Source organism: Acidovorax sacchari (genome assembly GCF_042847045.1).
Classification (GTDB): domain Bacteria; phylum Pseudomonadota; class Gammaproteobacteria; order Burkholderiales; family Burkholderiaceae_C; genus Paracidovorax; species Paracidovorax sacchari.
The window spans coordinates 5,551,968-5,569,852 of record NZ_AP035783.1 but is presented as its reverse complement, the minus strand read 5'-3'; the positions used below and the strand labels follow the sequence as shown (position 1 = coordinate 5,569,852).

Genomic DNA, 17,885 nt, shown 5'->3' with positions numbered 1-17,885 from the left:
GTGGGGCTTTCGGCCCGGCGGGCTCACGGGCGCGGGGCCGCCGCATAGAATCCGCGGATGCTTTCCGCCCCCCCCGCGCAGGGGCCGGCCCTGCCGCCCGCGCCTTTCTCCGCCGAACGGGCCGTGCGCCTGGCCCGCGAAACCTTCGATACCGAGGCAGCCGCCCTCTCGGCGCTCGCCGCCCGCGTGGGCACGGCCTTCGCGGACGTGGTGCACCGCGTGCTGGCCACTTCCGGCCGCGTGGTGGTCATGGGCATGGGCAAGAGCGGCCACGTGGGCCGCAAGATCGCGGCGACGCTGGCCTCCACCGGTACGCCGGCCTTCTTCGTGCACCCGGCAGAGGCCAGCCATGGCGACCTCGGCATGGTGACGCCCGGCGACCTGGTGCTGGCCATCTCCAACAGCGGCGAGAGCGGCGAATTGACCGTGCTGCTGCCAGTGCTCCGGCGCCTGGGCGTGCCGCTGGTGGCGATGACGGGCGGACTGGAATCCACCCTGGCCCGCCATGCCGACCTGGTGCTCGATTGCGGCGTGGAGCGCGAAGCCTGCCCGCTCAACCTGGCCCCCACGACCAGCACCACGGCCCAGCTGGCCATGGGCGACGCCCTGGCGGTGGCGCTGCTGGACGCCCGGGGCTTTCGCTCGGAGGATTTCGCGCGCTCCCATCCCGGCGGCGCGCTGGGCCGCAAGCTGCTCACGCATGTGAGCGATGTGATGCGCTCGGGCGCTGACGTGCCGCGCGTGCTGCCGGAGGCTTCGTTCAGCGAACTGATGCGCGAGATGAGCGCCAAGCGGCTCGGTGCGTCGGCCATCACGGACCCGCAGGGCCGCATCCTGGGCATCTTCACCGACGGCGACCTGCGCCGCCGCATCGAGGCCGGCGCGGACCTGCGCAGCGTCACGGCCGGCGAGGTAATGCATGCCGGGCCGCGCACCATCGCCCCCGATGCGCTCGCGGCGGATGCGGCCGAAATGATGGAGCGCCACGCCATCACCAGCGTGCTCGTCGCCTCGGAAGACGGCGTCCTGGCGGGCGTGGTCCATATCGGCGACCTCATGCGGGCGAAGGTCATCTGATGGACAGCCGGAACGCTCCCACGCCCCTGGCGGGCGGCCCCGCGCCGGACACGGCCGCGCTGCCGGCCCTGCGGCCCGTGCTGCAGTTCGACCCTGCCCTGCTGCTGCGCGCGCAGGATGTGCGCGTCGCCTTTTTCGACGTCGATGGCGTGCTTACCGATGGCGGGCTCTACATCTCCGAAGCGGGCGAGACCCTCAAGCGCTTCCATACCCTGGACGGGCACGGCCTCAAGCTGCTGCAGAAGGCCGGCATCGTGCCGGCCGTGGTGACCGGGCGGGATTCGCCCGCGCTGCGCCTGCGGCTGCAGGCGCTGGGCGTGGTGCATGCCCGCTTCGGCACCGAGGACAAGCGCCCTGCCGCCGAAGCCATCCTGGCCGAGCTGGGGCTGGGCTGGCACCAGGCCGCGGCGATCGGCGATGACTGGCCCGACCTGCCCGTGATGCGGCGCTGCGCGCTGGCCTGCGCGCCGTTCCACGCCCACGCCGAAGCGCGTGCCGTGGCCCACCATGTCACCGCAGCCCCTGGCGGCGGTGGCGCGGCGCGCGAGTTCTGCGACCTGCTGCTGGTGGCCGTCGGCCGCTATGCGGCGCTGCTGGAGGCGCACGCCGCATGATGGGCCGCCTGCGACAGGCATGGGACCGCATATCCCTCTACCTGCCCGTGGTGCTCATGGGCCTGATGGCACTGGGCACCTGGTGGCTGGTGCGCAACGCCCCCAAGCCGGTGCGTCCCGCGCAGGAAGTGGCGCCCACGCACGAGCCCGACTATTTCATGCGCGGCTTCTCGGTCAAGAACTTCGATGCGAACGGCCGGCTGCAGAGCGAGATCCGCGGCGATGTCGCGCGGCACTACCCGGACACCGACACGCTGGAGATCGACAACGCCCACATGCGCTCCGTGGCCCTGGACGGTCGCGTGACGGTGGCCACGGCGAAGCGGGCGCTCACCAACGCCGATGCTTCCGAAGTGCAGCTCTTCGGCAATGCCGTCGTCACGCGCGAACCGCTCAACCGGCCAGGCCGCGAGCCGCTGCCGCGGCTGCAGTTCCGCGGAGAGTTCCTGCACGCCTGGCTCAACAGCGAGCGCGTGAGCTCCAACCAGCCGGTCACGCTGACGCGCGGCAAGGACCAGTTCACCGCGGACCACATGGACTACGACAACCTGGACCAGATCATGCAGCTGCGCGGCCGGGTGCGCGGGGTGCTCATTCCCCCGCCGGCACGCTGAGATCCGGGCATACCATCGACCCCGAGAGGCCACCATGCATCCTCGTCCCCTGGCCTTCATCACCGGCGCTTCCAGCGGCATCGGGCAAGCGCTGGCCCTGCGTTACCGGCAGGCCGGTTTCCGCCTGGCGCTGGTCGCGCGGCGCACCGCGGACATCCAGGCCTGGGCGGCCGCCAACGGGCTCGGGCCCGACGACTTCCGCGTGTACGGCGCCGACGTGGCGCAGGCCGACAGCATCATCGCGGCCGGCAAGGCCTGCATCGTGGAACTGGGGCTGCCCGACGTGGTGATCGCGAATGCCGGTATCAGCGTGGGCATGGACACCGCGGAGCGCGAGGACCTCGATGTCATGGCGCAGACCTTCGCGACCAACAACCTCGGCATGGCGGCCACCTTCCATCCGTTCGTGACCGGCATGGTGGAGCGCGGCAGCGGCACGCTGGTGGGCATCGGCAGCGTGGCGGGCATCCGCGGGCTGCCCGGGCACGGCGCCTACTGTTCCAGCAAGGCCGCCGTGATCAGCTATTGCGAGAGCCTGCGGGGGGAGTTGCGGGCCAGCGGTGTGCGGGTGGTCACCCTCTGTCCCGGGTACATCGACACGCCGCTCACCCGGCAGAACCGCTACGCCATGCCGTTCCTCATGCAGCCCGGGGACTTCGCGGACAAGGCGTACGCGGCCATCGCGGCAGGTGCGCGCTACCGTGTGATCCCCTGGCAGATGGGCGTGGTGGCCAAGCTGCTGCGCCTGCTGCCCGGCAGCCTGTTCGACCGGCTGCTGGCCGGACGCCCACGCAAGCACCGGCGCGGCGGGCGCGGCCCCGCCTCCTGATCTGGAAAAGAAAAAGGCCCCTGGGACAGGGGCCTGAAAACCTTGGAGTGGCTGGCTGGCACGGACCCGCGGGAGGTGCGTGCCGGCAAGGGGCTCAATAGCCGCCGTTGTTGCCGCCGCCGTAACCGCCGCGGCCACCGCCGCCGCCGCCATTGCGCGCACCCGAACCGTACGGGCTGCGGAAGCCGCCGTCGCCGCGGCCGCCGTAGCCACCGCCGCCACCATCACCGCGACCACCACCATAACCGCCGCCGCCGTCACCGCGGCCACCGCCGTAACCACCACCACCACCGCCACCGTCGCCGCGGCCACCGCCATAGCCGCCGCCACCGCCGCTGCGGCCACCGCCGTAACCGCCACCACCACCGCCGCCGAAGCCGCCACCGCTACGGGGCGGGCGCGGCTCCATGGGGCGCGCTTCGTTCACCACGATGCTGCGGCCGCCCAGGGCCTGGCCGTTCATGCCATTGATGGCGGCCTGCGCTTCGGCATCACTGCCCATCTCCACGAAGCCGAAGCCCTTGGAGCGGCCGGTGTCGCGCTCCATCATGACCTTCGCGCTGGTCACGACGCCGAACTGGCTGAATGCCTGCTCGAGATCGTTGTCGCGCACGGAGTACGGCAGGTTGCCGACGTACAGTTTGTTGCCCATCACGGGACTCCTCAAAAACACATGTAAAAAGCGATGGAGTCCCGAAAACGCAGCCGGTCGGTCACAAAGAGCCCCTACGCGCGAAACTGACGGATCCCCGCAATGCAACGCGAAAAAACATTTTTCGCCGAAGCATTATGGGCCATAAAGCCTCGAAAAGATCAAGCCGTACCACACCTGTGCTACGCCTGCGCATCAATAAAAAAAGGGCCTGTAGAGGCCCTTTTTTGTATCCGTTTGCAACCCGAGGGTTGCTGGCGCATCAGTAGCCGCGGCCGCCGCCGTAGCCACCGCCATTGCCACCACCGTAGCCGCCGCCGCTGCGGCCACCGCCGAAGCCGCCGCCATTGCCGCCACCGAAGCCACCGCTGCGGGGGGGACGGGGTTCCATCGGACGGGCTTCGTTGACCACGAGGTCGCGGCCGCCGAAGTTCTGGCCGTGCGCGCCCTCGATGGCGGCTTGCGCCTCGGCATCGCTGTCCATCTCGACGAAGCCGAAGCCCTTGGAACGGCCGGTGTCACGCTCCATCATGACCTTGGCGCTCACGACGGTGCCGTACTGGCTGAACGTCTGTTGCAGTTCGTCGTCGCGGAAGGAATAGGGCAGGTTGCCCACGTACAGTTTTTTGCCCATGAAGGACTCCTAAAAGAAACATGAAAACGCGATGGAGCCCGACGCAACCAGCAAACCTGTGACGAATTTCAGAGACGCGAAACCGACCAAACACCGCAATTTGCATTCCTGCAAGCAGAAAGGCCGAACCATTATCAACCAATTGCTCTGGCCCGACACGCGGAAATTGGCGCGCTTGCAACGTTCATGATGGGTGTTTACCCGAATTTTGCGCCCACCGACGGGCTGCGTGCATGGCGGAGCGGCTTCGCGGGTTGCACTACAATTGCCGCAGTCTCTGGGGAGTAGCCCGCCCGGCGCCTTGCGCGCACGGGGGCATGCGTCAACAAACTTGGGCCTTCGCGGTCTATGGCGCACGCGGTTCAGCCGGACTGGGCGAGACCATTGACTGTGCACCGATCCCAAGGCCGGAGTCGGGGCGCAGTCAATGCTGTCCACACATCCGGCCGGATAACCCCACCCCATGGAAGCCTTCCTCGTATCCACGTCCATCGTCGCGCTCGCGGAGATGGGCGACAAGACCCAACTCCTCTCTCTCGTCCTGGCGGCCCGCTTCCGCAAGCCCTGGCCCATCGTGCTGGGCATCCTGGTGGCCACTACCGCCAACCACGCGCTCGCCGGTGCCGTGGGCGCCTGGGTGACCACCGTCATCGGGCCGCAGATGCTGCGCTGGATCCTCGGCCTGTCGTTCATCGCCATGGCGGTGTGGATGCTCATTCCCGACAAGCTGGACGACGACGAGACGGGGGGCACCCCGCGCTTCGGCGTGTTCGGCACCACGCTGGTGGCGTTCTTCCTCGCCGAGATGGGCGACAAGACGCAGGTCGCCACCGTCATGCTGGCCGCCCAGTACAGCGCCTATTTCTGGGTGGTGGCGGGCACGACGCTGGGCATGATGCTCGCCAACGCGCCGGTGGTCTGGCTGGGCGAGCGCATCACCCGGCGCGTGCCGATCCGCGCCGTGCACGTGGTGTCTGCCATCATCTTCGTGGTGCTGGGGCTCGTCGCGCTGTTCGCACCGGTACCCGGTCCTTTGGCATAATTGCCGGACACGCGCCGATTTGCCACCGCTTGCGGGCGCTCTATAAATCCAGCTAAAGACCCGACCGTTGGTGCAGTGCGACGACCCGGCCTCGTTTTTAGCGATGCCGGGTTTTTTCATCCATGTCGTTCATCGCCACACCGCAATCCATGCACTTCGCGGAGCCGCTGCCCCTGCAGGGGGGCGCATCGATCCGCGACTACACGCTGGCCTACGAAACCTACGGCACCCTGAACGCCGACCGCTCCAACGCGGTGCTGGTGTGCCACGCTCTCAATGCCTCGCACCACGTGGCGGGCGTGTACGAGGGGCAGCCCCGCAGCGAGGGCTGGTGGGACAACATGATCGGCCCGGGCAAGCCGGTGGACACCGACCGTTTCTTCGTGATCGGCATCAACAACCTGGGCTCGTGCTTCGGCTCCACCGGACCGATGCACACGCATCCGGATACCGGCGAGGTGTACGGCGCCGACTTTCCCGTGGTGACGGTGGAGGATTGGGTGAATGCCCAGGCGCGGCTGCTCGACCGCCTGGGCGTGCAGCAACTCGCCGCCGTGCTGGGCGGCAGTCTGGGCGGCATGCAGGCGCTGTCGTGGGCGCTGCAGTACCCCGAACGCATGCGCCATGCGGTGGTGGTGGCGAGCGCGCCCAACCTCACGGCGGAGAACATCGCGTTCAACGAGGTGGCACGCCGCGCGATCGTCACCGACCCGGACTTCCACGGCGGGCACTTCTACCGCCACGGCACCGTCCCGAAACGGGGGCTGCGCATCGCGCGCATGATCGGCCACATCACGTACCTGTCGGACGATGTGATGAACGAGAAGTTCGGCCGGCAGCTGCGCGAAGGCCTGGCACCCCGCTACAGCACCCAGGACATCGAATTCCAGATCGAGAGCTACCTGCGCTACCAGGGCGACAAGTTCAGCGATTACTTCGACGCCAACACCTACCTGCTCATCACGCGGGCGCTGGATTACTTCGATCCGGCGCTCGCCTTCGGCGGCAACCTCACGCTGGCGCTCGCCCGCGCCCAGGCGAGGTTCCTGCTGGTGAGCTTCACCACCGACTGGCGCTTCTCGCCCGCGCGCAGCCGGGAGATCGTCAAGGCCCTGCTGGAGAACCGGCGCGACGTGAGCTACGCGGAAATCGACGCGCCGCACGGCCATGATGCCTTCCTGCTCGACGATGCGCGCTACATGGGCGTGATGCGTTCCTACTTCGACGGCATTGCCAGGGAGACCGCCGCATGAGCGATCCATCCACCATGCACGCGATCGCGCGCCTCGTGCCCCATGGCGCGCGCGTGCTCGACCTGGGCTGCGGCGACGGCGCGCTGCTCGACATGCTGCGGCGCGAGCGCGGCTGCACGGGCTACGGAGTCGAGATCGACGACGCGAACGTGCTGGCCTGCGTGCGCCGCGGGGTGAACGTGGTGCAGCTCAACCTGGACGAGGGCCTCGCGATGTTCGGCGACAACTCGTTCGACATGGTCCTGCAGATCGACACGCTGCAGCACCTGCGCAACGCCGAGGTGATGCTTCGCGAGACGGCGCGGGTAGGGCGGGCGGGCATCGTCGCGTTCCCGAACTTCGCGCACTGGCCCAACCGGCTGTCGGTACTGCGCGGGCGCATGCCCGTCACGCGGCGGCTGCCCTACCAGTGGTACGACACACCCAACATCCGCGTCGGCACCTTCAAGGATTTCGAGGTGCTCGCGCACAAGAACCGCCTGCGTGTTCTCGACGCTTTCGGCCTGCAGAACGGGCGGGAGGTGCGCTGGCTGCCCAACGCCATGGCCGGCACGGCCGTGTTCCATTTCGAACACGACTGACGCGTCCGGCGCCCGGCACGACCGCTCTTTTTTCGTTCCACGCCATGTCCGAGCCCTTGCTGCACCTGCCGACCATGCTGGTGATGACCGTCGTGGGTTCGCTGGTCATGGCGGCCGGACTGCTGCTGGTGGCGGCCCGCCGCCGCCGCGAGGGCCTGGGCCTGTGGGCGGCGGCCCTGCTGATGCAGTCGCTGGCCTATGTGCTGCTCGCGCTGCGCGGCCGGATCCCCGACGTGCTGTCGATCGTGGTGGCCAACGGGCTGCTGGCCGGGGTGTTCGCGAGCCTGCTGGCGGCCGTGTACCAGTTCCTGCGGCGGCCGGTGCCGTGGCTGCACATCGTGCCGCCGGTGCTCCTGACGATCGCCCTGTTCATGGCGTTCCTGGGGGATTACACGGCCCGGCTGGTGCTTGCGGGCCTCATCTACCCGGCCCAGCTGGGGCTGGTGCTATGGACGCTCGGACGGCACCCTTCCGAAGGTTATGGCGCGCGCATGGTGGCCGCGGGCATCTGGCTGCAGTCCGCCGTGCTGGTGGTGCGGGCGCTGGCGGCGATCACGGGGCACATGCCGTCTTCCGGCCTGCTGGTGGCGAATTTCTGGCAGCACGCGACCTTCCTCACCACCTTCATCACGGTGCAGGCCTCGTCCTTCGGTTTCATCTTCATGGCCCGGGACCGCGCCGATGCCGCCAACGAGCGCATGGCCGCGCGGGATCCGCTCACGGACGTGCCCAACCGCCGGGCGACCATCGCGGCGCTGGACCGCTGCGTGGCGCAGGCCGTGCGCTCGGGCGAGCCGCTGTCGGTGATGATGCTGGACATCGACCACTTCAAGCGCATCAACGACGGCCTGGGCCACCTGGCGGGGGACCAGGTGCTGTGCGGCGTCGTGGATGTGCTGGGCGAGCGGCTTCGAGCGCAGGACCTCATCGGCCGCTATGGCGGCGAGGAGTTCCTGGTGCTGCTGCCACGGACTCCGCTGGCTGGCGCGCTGGTGCTGGCAGGCGAGCTGCGCGCCGCGGTGGAGCAGGCGCATTTCGAATTCGTGGGCCGCACCGTGCCCGTCACGCTCAGCATCGGCGTGGCCGGCGGCATGCTCGAGCCCGGCGATCGCTGGGACGGGCTGGTCGCAGCCGCGGACGAGGCCATGTACCGCGCCAAGCGCTCGGGACGCAACCAGGTGGCCACGGCCGGGGCGCTGCGGCCCGCGGCGGGCGGGCCGCAGGCGGATTCAGCCGCTGGCGAGCCGCGCTGATGCCCGCTGTGCCTGCAGGGCCCACTCGGCATCGCTGTCGTCCTTGAGCGCCACGCCCGTGGCGCCCAGTCTCCGGGCCTGGCGCATCAGCCAGGCCAGCTTGAAGGCGGCGGCGGCGTAGCCCAGGCCCTCGGCCCGCACGTTGGAGATGCAGTTGCGCTCCGCGTCGCTGCGCCCGCGCCGGGGGGCGTGCGTGAGGTAGATGCCCAGGCTGTCGGGCGAGCTCAGGCCCGGCCGCTCGCCGATCAGCATCGCGCTCAGGCTGGCGCCCAGCAACTCGCCCACCTCGTCGGCCACCGCCACGCGGGCCTGGCGCACCACCACGACGGGCGCCATGCCGGTATCGGGAGGCAGCAGCGGCGCCAGCGCCTGCAGCAGCGGCACGGCGTGGCGCTGCACGGCGAGCGACGAAAGGCCGTCGCCCACCACCACGCACAGCGTGGGTTTCGGTGCCCCGGCCCGCGCGGTATGCGCCTGCAGGGCCATGGCGTCTTCCGGGTGCAGCTGGCGGCCCAGGTCGGGACGGCGCAGGTAGGTGGCGCGGTCTTCGGCGCGGCTGCGGGCCTGCAGCACCTCGTGCCCGGCGTCGCGCAGCGCGGCGGCCAGGGCTTCGGCATCCAGCGGCGCATGGATGGCGTCGCGGGCCATGGCGTGCGCCCAGCCGAAACGCAGTGCCTCGTCGGTCGGGACCGCCACGCCGGCGCGGCCCAGGGCGATGCGCGCTGGCGTGGCCTGGCGCCAGTGGTGCCAGGGCATGGCGGTGACTCCGGGCTGCGAGCCAGTGGCCGCCGGCAGTGGCGCGGGCGTGGCGCCGGCGGCTTCGTCGTCGCGGGAGGAGGTGTCCATATCGATTCGTGCGGTGGGGCTTGTTCAGTGGGCCTGCGTGCCCAGCATGTGCGCCAGCGCGAGCGGCGCGGCGCCGTCGCGCAGCCGGCCCCCGGCCGTGGTCAGGCCCTGCCGCTGCAGCCATTCCTCGAATTCGGGCGCGCGCTGCAGGCCCAGCGTGTCGCGCAGGAAGAGCGCATCGTGGAACGAGGTGCTCTGGTAATTCAGCATGATGTCGTCCGCCCCCGGCACGCCGATGAGGAAGTTCAGCCCGGCCGTGGCCAGCAGCACCAGGAGCGTGTCCATGTCGTCCTGGTCGGCCTCGGCATGGTTGGTGTAGCAGATGTCGCAGCCCATGGGCAGGCCCATCAGCTTGCCGCAGAAGTGGTCCTCCAGGCCGGCGCGGATGATCTGCTTGCCGTCGTAGAGGTATTCGGGACCGATGAAGCCCACCACCGTGTTCACCAGCAGCGGGTGGTAGCGGCGCGCCAGCGCATAGGCGCGCACCTCGCAGGTCTGCTGGTCCACGCCATGGTGGCCGCCGGCCGAGAGGGCGCTGCCCTGGCCGGTCTCGAAGTACATGACGTTGTCCCCCACGGTGCCGCGCCGCAGCTGCAGGGCTGCGTCGTAGGCCTCGTCGAGCACGGGGATGCTCACGCCGAAGCCGCTGTTGGTCTTCTCGGTGCCGCCGATGGACTGGAACACCAGGTCCACCGGCACGCCCGCGTTCATGAGCTGCAGCGTGTTGGTGACGTGGGTCAGCACGCAGGCCTGGGTGGGAATCTCCAGGCCCTGGATCAGCGTGTCGAACATGCGGCACAGGCCCTCCAGCGTGGCCATGCTGTCGGACACCGGGTTGATGCCGATCACCGCATCGCCCGCGCCCATCATGAGCCCGTCCAGCACCGAGGCGGCCACGCCGCGCAGGTCGTCGGTGGGATGGTTGGGCTGCAGGCGCACGGCGATGCGGCCGGGCAGGCCCAGCGTGTTGCGGAAACGCGTGACCACCCGGCACTTGCGCGCCACGGCGATCAGGTCCTGGTTGCGCATGATCTTGCTCACGGCCGACACCATCTCGGGCGTGAGCCCGGGCGCGAGCGCGGCCAGCGCCTGGGGCGTGGCTTCGTCGCCCAGCAACCAGTTGCGCCAGTCGCCCACCGTCATGTGGCGGATGGGCGCGAAGGCGGCGGCATCGTGGCCGTCGATGACGAGGCGGGTGATGGCGTCGTCCTCGTAGGGCACCAGCGCCTCGTTCAGGAAGACGTTGAGCGGCAGGTCGGCCAGCACGTGGCGCGCGGCCATGCGCTGCTGTGTGGTGGCCGCGCCCACGCCCGCCAGGTAGTCGCCCGAGCGCGCCGGGCTGGCGTGCGCCATCACCTGCCGCAGGTCGTCGAAGGCATGGCCCTGGCCGCCCAGGGTGGCGTGGTAGCGCATGGCGTAACCCCTTCGTTTCTCTTCAGTGGAGCGAGCGACCCAGCAGCGCGTCGGGCGCGGCCTGGGCGCGCTGGCGGGCCGTGCCAGCGTAATACACCCAGGCCAGCGCCATCAGTGCGAGAAACACCCCTGCCAGCACGGTGTTGAACCACACCATGGCGATCAGGCACACCACGCCCAGGGCCAGCGCCAGCACCGGGAAGAAGGGATAGAGCGGCGCGCGGTAGGGCCGGTGCATGGCGGGCTCGGTGCGGCGCAGGCGCAGCAGCGCGGCCATGGAGACGATGTACATCACGATGGCGCCGAAGACCGCCATGGTCACGATGTTGGCCGTGAGCGTCTGGCCGCCGAACTGGATCCATTCGTCGCTGAAGATCGCGGCCACGCCCACGGCGCCGCCCGCCAGCAGGGCGCGGTGCGGCGTGTTGAAGCGCGGGCTGAGCCGGGCGAAGGCGCTGGGCAGGTAGCCGGCGCGCGCCAGCGCGAAGATCTGGCGCGAATAGCCCATGATGATCCCGTGGAAAGAGGCCACCAGCCCGAAGAGTCCGATCCACACCATCATGTGCAGCCAGCCGCTGTTGGCGCCCAGCAGCGCCTTCATGGCCTGGGGCAGCGGGTCGTTGATGTTGGAGAGCTGCCGCCAGTCGGTCACGCCGCCGGCCATGACCATCACGCCGAAGGCCAGCGCCACCAGTGTCAGGATGCCGGCGATGTAGGCGCGTGGAATGGTGCGCTGCGGGTCGCGCGCCTCTTCGGCCGCCATGGCCGCGCCTTCGATCGCCAGGAAGAACCAGATCGCGAACGGGATGGAGGCGAAGATGCCCGCCACGGTGGCGCCGCTGAAGGTGTCGCTGCCGGCCCAGCCCAGGTGGGCGAAGTTGGCCCACGACCAGCCGGGGCTGACCACGCCCATGAACACCAGCAGCTCGAAGATGGCCAGCAGCGTGACGATCAGCTCGAACGTGGCCGCGATGCCCACGCCCACCCAGTTCAGCCCGATGAACACCACGTAGGCGCCCAGGGCGATGGTCTTGGCGTTGATCGCCGGGAACTGCACGTTCAGGTAGGCGCCGATGGCCAGCGCGATGGCCGGCGGCGCGAAGACGAATTCCACCAGCGTGGCGTAGCCCGCCACGAAGCCGCCCGCCGGCCCGAAGGCGCGCCGCGCATAGGCGAAAGGGCCGCCCGCGTGCGGTATGGCGGTGGTGAGTTCGGTGAAGCTGAAGATGAAGCTGGTGTACATCGCGGCCACCAGCACGGTGGCGGCCAGGAAGCCCAGCGTGCCGGCGGTGGCCCAGCCGTAGCTCCAGCCGAAGTATTCGCCGGAGATCACCAGCCCGACGGCGATGCCCCAGAGCTGGAAGGTGCCCAGCACTTTCTTCAGGTGCGGTGCGTGGGCCGGATCGGAAGGGGCGGAGGTGTGCATGGAGTGCCTTGCTGCGTTCGGAAAGCCGAGGGACGACGTGCCGCCATTGCACCCATTCCGGGCCGCCGGCGTCTATCCGGATTCGGAAAAACCGGGCCGTATCGCTTTTTTTCCGATCCGGGATAGCGGGGTCGGGTTTTCTCGCAGGGTCTGGCGCTTTTCTTGCATCACATTCCCTACTCCACGCCCGAACGCTCCACGACATGGTTGCCGCGCTTTCCTCCCGCACTGCCCTGGTGCCTTCCACGGGTGCGGGCGCACTGCGCTGGCGGGTCCGCGCCAGCGAGGACGTGGACGAGCATGCCGACCAGCTTTCGGACTGGTCGCAGCAGTACGACCAGTTGCGTGGCGGCCTTTTCGCCGGCCGGGTGCGCGAGTTGTGGATGGGCGGCCCGCGCCTGCAGGTCTTCCACGAGCACACCTCTCCACCCACCAGCCAGCAGTGCGCGCCCTGGCGGGGCTCGGTGTGGTTCGGGGTGCCCGACGCCCGCTGCGCCCGGCCCCTGCATTTCTGCGGCAGCGAGCGGCGCACCGATGCGCAGCGCTTCGTGCTGCGCGCCCGGGCCAGCGATGGCTTCACGCTGAGCACGCCGGAAGACTTCGGCATCTACGGTGTGGTCATGGACCAGGAATGGCTGCGCGCCGAGGCCGATGCCATGGGCCTGCGCGGCACGGCCGTCCTGCTGTCCAGCCCCGCGCACGCCGTGCCGGTGGACGCCGCGGCGCATGCCGCGCTGTGCGCCACCATCGAATCGCTGCTGCGCATCGCCGAGGCGGCTCCGGAGCCGGAGGGCACCGGCCGGCACCAGGCGCTGGTGCGGCGGCTGCTGCGCCAGCTGTGCGGCGATCCCGCCGCAGCGGCGTCCGTCGCGGCACCTCCGCAGGGCGCAGCCCAGCGCCGTTTCGCGCTGGTGATGGCGGCGCGCGCGTGGGCCGGCCAGCCTTGCTGCGGCGACGCCCGGGACGTGGACGCCCTGTGCCGGCATCTTCACGTGACCCGGCGCACGCTGCAGAATCACTTCCACGCCGTGCTGGGCCAGTCGCCCGCCGAGTTCCTGAAAGCGGTGCGCCTGAACGCCTGCCGCCGCGCGCTGCGCACGGCCGCGCCGGGCGAGACGGTGCAGGCACTCGCCGAGCGCTGGGGCTTCTTCCACATGGGCCATTTCTCCCAGGACTACAAGACCCTTTTCGGGGAGGCGCCTTCGCAAACCCTGCGCCGGCGCGCCCTGCAGGCCCTGTAGCACAATCATCGGCTCGTCGCGGCATGTCCCGCGCAGCAGCAGGAGAGCCCCATGAACGCCCGTGTACCCGCCACCGCCTTCCAGCCCGACCAGGCCCTGTCCCAGCTCAGCCAGCGCTGGGACGGAGACATCCTGCGGCAGCTGAACGAATACATCGCCATTCCTGCCAAGTCGCCCGGCTTCGCTCCGGACTGGGAGCAGCAGGGCCTGCTGGACCGTGTGCTGCGCAATGCCGCCGAGTGGGTGGAGGCCCAGAAGGTCCCCGGCCTGCGCCTGGAGATCCTGCGCATGCCGGGCCGCACGCCGGTGCTGTTCTTCGAGGTGGAAGCCACGCGGCCGGCCTCGCAGCAGACGGTGCTGATGTACGGCCACCTCGACAAGCAGCCCGAGTTCGACGGCTGGCGCAAGGACCTGGGTCCGTGGTCCCCGAAATACGAGGACGGGAAGCTCTACGGCCGCGGTGGGGCGGACGACGGCTATGCCGTCTATGCCAGCATCGCCGCCGTGCAGGAGATCCAGCGCCAGGGCGTGCCGCATCCGCGCATCGTGGGGCTGATCGAGACCTGCGAGGAAAGCGGATCGCGCGACCTGCTGCCCTACATCGACCTGCTGCGCCCGCGCCTGGGCGACGTGGCCCTGGTGATCTGCCTGGACTCCGGCGCGGGCAACTACGACCAGCTCTGGCTCACCACCAGCCTGCGCGGCATGGTGAGCGGCACGCTGAAGGTACAGATCCTGACCGAGGGCGTGCATTCGGGCGATGCCTCCGGACTGGTGCCCTCGTCGTTCCGCATCATGCGACAGGTGCTCGACCGGCTGGAGGACAGCGCCACCGGCCGCCTGCTGCCCGCCAGCTTCCATTGCGAGGTGCCGCCCGAGCGCCTGGCGCAGGCGCGCGCCACGGCCGCGATCCTCGGCGACGAGGTGACCCGGCGCTTCCCCTGGGCGCACTACGACTGCGGCGGCTCGACCACGTTCGCGCTGCCGACCACCACCGACCCGGTGCAGGCGCTGATCAACCGCACCTGGACGCCCACGCTCAGCGTCACCGGCGCTGAAGGACTGCCTGCGCTGCAGGACGCTGGCAACGTGCTGCGCCCCTACACCGCCTTCAAGCTCAGCCTGCGCCTGCCGCCCGTGGTGGATGCCGCCGAAAGCGTGCAGAAGCTCAAGGCGCTGCTGGAGGACAACGCGCCCTACCAGGCCCGGGTGACCTTTGAGCCCGGCAGTGCCGCCAGCGGCTGGAACGCGCCGGCCATCACTCCGTGGTTCGAGAACGCCCTCAACGCCGCGAGCCAGGCGCACTTCGGCGCGCCTTGCGGCTACATCGGGCAGGGAGGGACCATCCCGCTCATGAACATGCTGAGCCAGGGTTTTCCCACGGCGCAGATGATGGTCTGCGGGGTGCTCGGGCCCAAGAGCAACGCGCACGGCCCGAACGAGTTCCTGCACGTGCCCTACGCCAAGAAGCTCACGGCCGCCGTGGCGCAGGTGGTGGTCAGCCTGCCGGAGCCGGGCGCGCAGGGCTGAGGGCCGGCCGCCGGTCCGGCACGATCCAGACCGGCACGCCGCTGCGCCGGCACTGCCGGGTGATGCGGTCTGCCCAGGCACGGGTGACCAGGAAGCTGCTGCCGAACCGCTCGGCATCGGTGTCCACGACGCCGTTCCTGAGATCCGCTGAACGGGTCCAGGCCAGGGCCTGCCCGGCGAAGACGGGGTTCTCGCCCCGATCTTCTGCGTGAGGGGGCCAGGGCAGGGTGTAGAGGCGCGATCCCGTAGCCCACACCATGTGCAGCACCTGCCGCGGCTCCGGCGTGGCCGGGTCGGCGGGCATGCGCTCGACCACGAAGCAGAAGCGCTGCGTGCCCTGCGGCCGGCCCAGGGTGGCGAGGAAGGCCTGCAGCACGGCGACTCCGGGGAGCTGCCGCCGGTCCGGTGTGGAGAACCCGGGGTCCGTGGCAGCGGGCGGTGCCGCCAGGGGCAGGTGTGGGCTCGCCAGTGCGGGAAGTGCCCCCCCGGCCACGCAGGCCGCCAGGGCCCAGGCCGCGCGGCGGTCGGCCTGCGCTGCGGGCGCACTCATGCGGCCTGCCGGGGGCGGTGCCGCAGCGCCAGCCACGCGAGCCCCGCGCCGGTGAGCCCGATGGGCAGCAGGGAGCCGTAGTTCAGCAGCGTCCAGCCCTGGGTGGTGACCAGCGCCCCCGACGCGAAGGATGTCAGCGCCATGGTGGCGAAGACGCCGAAATTGATGGCGGCCTGGGCGCGGTCCTTCTCCTCGGGCCGGTAGGCGCGCATCGCCAGCGCGGTGCTGCCCGTGAAGAGGAAGTTCCAGCCCACGCCCAGCAGGAACAGCGCGGCCACGAAATGCGCGAGTTCCGCCCCGGAGAGCGCGATCGCCACGCAGGCGGCGTTGAGCGCGACGCCGGCCGCCATGACGCGCAGCACGCCGAAGCGCCGGATCAGGTGGCCCGTGAAAAAGCCCGGCGCGAACATGCCGATCACGTGCCATTCGAGCACGAAGGCCGCGTTGCCGAAGGTGTGCCCGCACACCTGCATGGCCAGCGGCGTGGCCGCCATCAGCAGGTTCATCACCCCGTAGCCCAGCGCCGCCCCCAGCATCGCGACCGCGAACACCGGATCGCGCAGCAGCTGCGCCACCGAGCGGCCCGGGGCAGTAGCGGCCGCCGATGCCGGTGGAACGGCCGGAAAGCGGATGCCCGCCATGCAGGCCATGGACACCAGGGCCACCGCGAACAGCGCCAGGTAGGCCCCGGTGAACGGAACGGAGACCAGGTCGCGCGTGTGGTTGGCCAGGTTGGGGCCGGCCACCGCGCCCAGCAGGCCGCCGGCCATCACCAGCGACATGGCCGTGTCCCGCTGCGGCGCAGGCACTATTTCGGCCGCTGCGAAGCGGTAGAGCTGGCCGTTGGCGCTGTAGTACCCCGCCATGACCGTGGCCGCGCACAGCAGCCAGAAAGAGTGCATCCACACCGCCAGCGCGCACAGCAGTGCCGCCGCCGCCGCCACGGCCAGCCCGATCTGGAAGGATGCCTGCCGTCCCCAGCGCCGCTGGGCACGGGCCACTGGGCCGGTGGACAGCGCGCCACCCACCACGTAGCCCATCACCGGCAGGGTGGCCATCCACCCTCGGGGAGCGAGCTGCAGGCCCACCAGCCCGTTGATGGCGATGAAGACGACGTTGTTGGTGAGGAACAGCCCCTGGCAGAGGGCGAGCAGGCCCAGCGGGCGGCGATGGGAGGAGGTCATGGCCGGATCTTGCTGGCTTCCATGGTGTCAGGGTCAAGCGCTTCCTCGACGGTCCGGTTGCGGCCACCCTGCTTGGCAGCATAGAGCGCCCGGTCGGCGCGTTCCAGCGTTTCCTCGATGGGGTGCCGGGGGCGATGCAGCGCGAACCCGATGGACACGGTGATGCGCAGATGGCCGGCTCCCTCGCCGTCGCCGCGGTCCGCCGGCACCGCGAGTGCGGCCACGGCCTCCCGCAACCGCTCCAGCAGCGCACGGGCGGCCTCGGGCGGCGTGTTGCACAGCATGAGCACGAATTCCTCGCCGCCCCACCGGGAAATCACGTCTCCGTCGCGCACGCAGCGGCGTACCGTCTTGGCGAAAGCCTGCAGCACGCGGTCGCCCGCGGCGTGGCCGTGGGTATCGTTGACGGCCTTGAAATGGTCCACGTCCAGCAAAGCGATCACGAGCGGAAACCCCGACCGGACCGCGCGCCGCTGTTCCAGCCGCATCAGCTCCAGCATGTGGCGGCGGTTGAGCAGGCCGGTGAGTTCGTCGTGCGTGGCCAGTTCCCGGATGTGCTCCAGTGCGCGCCCCAGGTCGTGCTTCTGGCGGCGCAGTTCCTCGCGCGTGGCCTGCAGGCGCGTGGTGAGGAAGGTGCTGCCCAGCAGCACCACGGCCGTCATGATGCCGTAGGCCACCGACAGGCCGGAGGAGTGGCCCGGCTCGTCGCGCAGTTCCACCGACACCGTGGCCAGGCCGAACGCGGCCATGGCGTAGAGCATCACGCCGAACATCTGGCGCGTGGACAGCCCGAACATGCCGAACATCAGGATCACGGCCAGGATCGGCAGGGCGATGCCGCGGGCCTGGCCGCCGATGGCATAGGCCGCGGCATTGCAGGCGATGGCATAGACGATCTGCGGCAGCGTCAGGGAGGGGTCCGACCAGCGCAGCGATATGCCGCTGCGGATCAGGGCATACACCACCAGCAGTCCTCCGGCCGAGAGGGCCGTCCATATCCGGACTGGCCCCGGCTGGGCCAGTCCAGCGCCCACCGCGATGTGCATCGCCGCGATGCAGCAGGCCATCAGCAGCGCCGCCAGCCCGGCCATGGAGAGCCGGATGCGCTGGCGGGGCTCGGTGGTGAGCAGGACGTCGAGCAGGCGT

General features: G+C 70.1%; 18 protein-coding genes. 10 read left to right on the top strand and 8 right to left on the bottom strand.

From position 1 onward, the window contains the following. Positions 1 to 57 precede the first annotated feature (57 nt). The 4 genes from ACGHC0_RS24720 to ACGHC0_RS24705 are packed head-to-tail and all read left to right on the top strand — an operon-like array spanning position 58 to position 3,134. Positions 58 to 1,077, top strand: a complete 1,020-nt coding sequence (locus ACGHC0_RS24720) for a KpsF/GutQ family sugar-phosphate isomerase (RefSeq protein ID WP_368353434.1) — start codon at positions 58 to 60, stop codon at positions 1,075 to 1,077. Next, complete coding sequence (locus ACGHC0_RS24715; protein WP_415267051.1) at positions 1,077 to 1,691, top strand: KdsC family phosphatase; 615 nt, start codon at positions 1,077 to 1,079, stop codon at positions 1,689 to 1,691. The genes ACGHC0_RS24720 and ACGHC0_RS24715 overlap by 1 nt, the downstream gene beginning before the upstream one ends. Then, complete coding sequence (lptC, locus tag ACGHC0_RS24710; RefSeq protein ID WP_368353432.1) at positions 1,688 to 2,305, top strand: LPS export ABC transporter periplasmic protein LptC; 618 nt, start codon at positions 1,688 to 1,690, stop codon at positions 2,303 to 2,305. Before ACGHC0_RS24715 ends, lptC begins: the two co-directional genes overlap by 4 nt. Before the next feature lie 34 nt (positions 2,306 to 2,339). After that, positions 2,340 to 3,134 carry an SDR family oxidoreductase gene (locus ACGHC0_RS24705; RefSeq protein ID WP_415267050.1) on the top strand — a complete coding sequence of 265 codons (795 nt, stop codon included), beginning with the start codon at positions 2,340 to 2,342 and terminating at the stop codon, positions 3,132 to 3,134. 94 nt (positions 3,135 to 3,228) lie between these two features. Here ACGHC0_RS24705 and ACGHC0_RS24700 read toward each other — a convergent pair whose 3' ends face one another. Then, a complete protein-coding gene (locus ACGHC0_RS24700; protein WP_415267049.1) occupies positions 3,229 to 3,786 on the bottom strand; it encodes an RNA recognition motif domain-containing protein in 558 nt (185 codons plus the stop codon). 262 nt (positions 3,787 to 4,048) lie between these two features. Continuing rightward, the gene (locus ACGHC0_RS24695) at positions 4,049 to 4,420 is read right to left on the bottom strand and encodes an RNA recognition motif domain-containing protein (protein WP_368353429.1); all 372 of its coding nucleotides are present in this window, start codon (positions 4,418 to 4,420) and stop codon (positions 4,049 to 4,051) included. A gap of 463 nt (positions 4,421 to 4,883) precedes the next feature. Between ACGHC0_RS24695 and ACGHC0_RS24690 the strand changes: the two genes are divergently transcribed. The 4 genes from ACGHC0_RS24690 to ACGHC0_RS24675 all read left to right on the top strand — a co-directional run bounded on the left by ACGHC0_RS24690 (position 4,884) and on the right by ACGHC0_RS24675 (position 8,549). Beyond that, entirely contained in the window at positions 4,884 to 5,462 is a 579-nt protein-coding gene (locus ACGHC0_RS24690; protein ID WP_368353428.1) for a TMEM165/GDT1 family protein, read from the top strand. Positions 5,463 to 5,584: 122 nt separating this feature from the next. After that, on the top strand, positions 5,585 to 6,715 hold the full coding sequence (metX, locus tag ACGHC0_RS24685; protein WP_368353427.1) for a homoserine O-succinyltransferase MetX: 1,131 nt from the start codon (positions 5,585 to 5,587) through the stop codon (positions 6,713 to 6,715). Then, on the top strand, positions 6,712 to 7,296 hold the full coding sequence (gene metW, locus ACGHC0_RS24680) for a methionine biosynthesis protein MetW (RefSeq protein WP_019703960.1): 585 nt from the start codon (positions 6,712 to 6,714) through the stop codon (positions 7,294 to 7,296). The genes metX and metW overlap by 4 nt, the downstream gene beginning before the upstream one ends. A gap of 44 nt (positions 7,297 to 7,340) precedes the next feature. Continuing rightward, entirely contained in the window at positions 7,341 to 8,549 is a 1,209-nt protein-coding gene (locus ACGHC0_RS24675) for a GGDEF domain-containing protein (RefSeq protein WP_415267048.1), read from the top strand. Here ACGHC0_RS24675 and eutC read toward each other — a convergent pair. From eutC to eat, 3 genes are read right to left on the bottom strand one after another with little or no spacing between them, the layout of a single operon-like run. Further along, the gene (eutC, locus tag ACGHC0_RS24670) at positions 8,526 to 9,395 is read right to left on the bottom strand and encodes an ethanolamine ammonia-lyase subunit EutC (RefSeq protein ID WP_368353425.1); all 870 of its coding nucleotides are present in this window, start codon (positions 9,393 to 9,395) and stop codon (positions 8,526 to 8,528) included. The two genes, ACGHC0_RS24675 and eutC, sit on opposite strands and share 24 nt — an antisense overlap. 24 nt (positions 9,396 to 9,419) lie before the next feature. Then, positions 9,420 to 10,808, bottom strand: a complete 1,389-nt coding sequence (locus ACGHC0_RS24665; RefSeq protein ID WP_415267047.1) for an ethanolamine ammonia-lyase subunit EutB — start codon at positions 10,806 to 10,808, stop codon at positions 9,420 to 9,422. A 22-nt stretch (positions 10,809 to 10,830) separates the two neighbouring features. After that, a complete protein-coding gene (eat, locus tag ACGHC0_RS24660) occupies positions 10,831 to 12,234 on the bottom strand; it encodes an ethanolamine permease (RefSeq protein ID WP_368353423.1) in 1,404 nt (467 codons plus the stop codon). A gap of 203 nt (positions 12,235 to 12,437) precedes the next feature. Here eat and ACGHC0_RS24655 point away from each other — a divergent pair, with 203 nt between their 5' ends. Both ACGHC0_RS24655 and ACGHC0_RS24650 read left to right on the top strand, forming a co-directional pair. Next, positions 12,438 to 13,475: a helix-turn-helix domain-containing protein gene (locus ACGHC0_RS24655; protein ID WP_415267046.1), complete on the top strand. Its 1,038-nt coding sequence runs from the start codon at positions 12,438 to 12,440 to the stop codon at positions 13,473 to 13,475. 51 nt (positions 13,476 to 13,526) lie between these two features. Then, positions 13,527 to 15,005, top strand: coding sequence for a M20 family metallopeptidase (locus ACGHC0_RS24650; RefSeq protein WP_368353421.1), 1,479 nt, complete (start codon positions 13,527 to 13,529; stop codon positions 15,003 to 15,005). Here ACGHC0_RS24650 and ACGHC0_RS24645 read toward each other — a convergent pair. Genes ACGHC0_RS24645 through ACGHC0_RS24635 form a run of 3 tightly spaced genes read right to left on the bottom strand, consistent with a single transcriptional unit; the run spans position 14,974 to position 17,830 of the window. Next, complete coding sequence (locus ACGHC0_RS24645; protein ID WP_415267045.1) at positions 14,974 to 15,555, bottom strand: hypothetical protein; 582 nt, start codon at positions 15,553 to 15,555, stop codon at positions 14,974 to 14,976. The two genes, ACGHC0_RS24650 and ACGHC0_RS24645, sit on opposite strands and share 32 nt — an antisense overlap. After that, positions 15,552 to 16,739, bottom strand: a complete 1,188-nt coding sequence (locus ACGHC0_RS24640) for an MFS transporter (protein WP_415267044.1) — start codon at positions 16,737 to 16,739, stop codon at positions 15,552 to 15,554. Before ACGHC0_RS24640 ends, ACGHC0_RS24645 begins: the two co-directional genes overlap by 4 nt. Then, positions 16,736 to 17,830: a diguanylate cyclase gene (locus tag ACGHC0_RS24635; RefSeq protein ID WP_405045377.1), complete on the bottom strand. Its 1,095-nt coding sequence runs from the start codon at positions 17,828 to 17,830 to the stop codon at positions 16,736 to 16,738. Before ACGHC0_RS24635 ends, ACGHC0_RS24640 begins: the two co-directional genes overlap by 4 nt. Positions 17,831 to 17,885 lie beyond the last annotated feature (55 nt).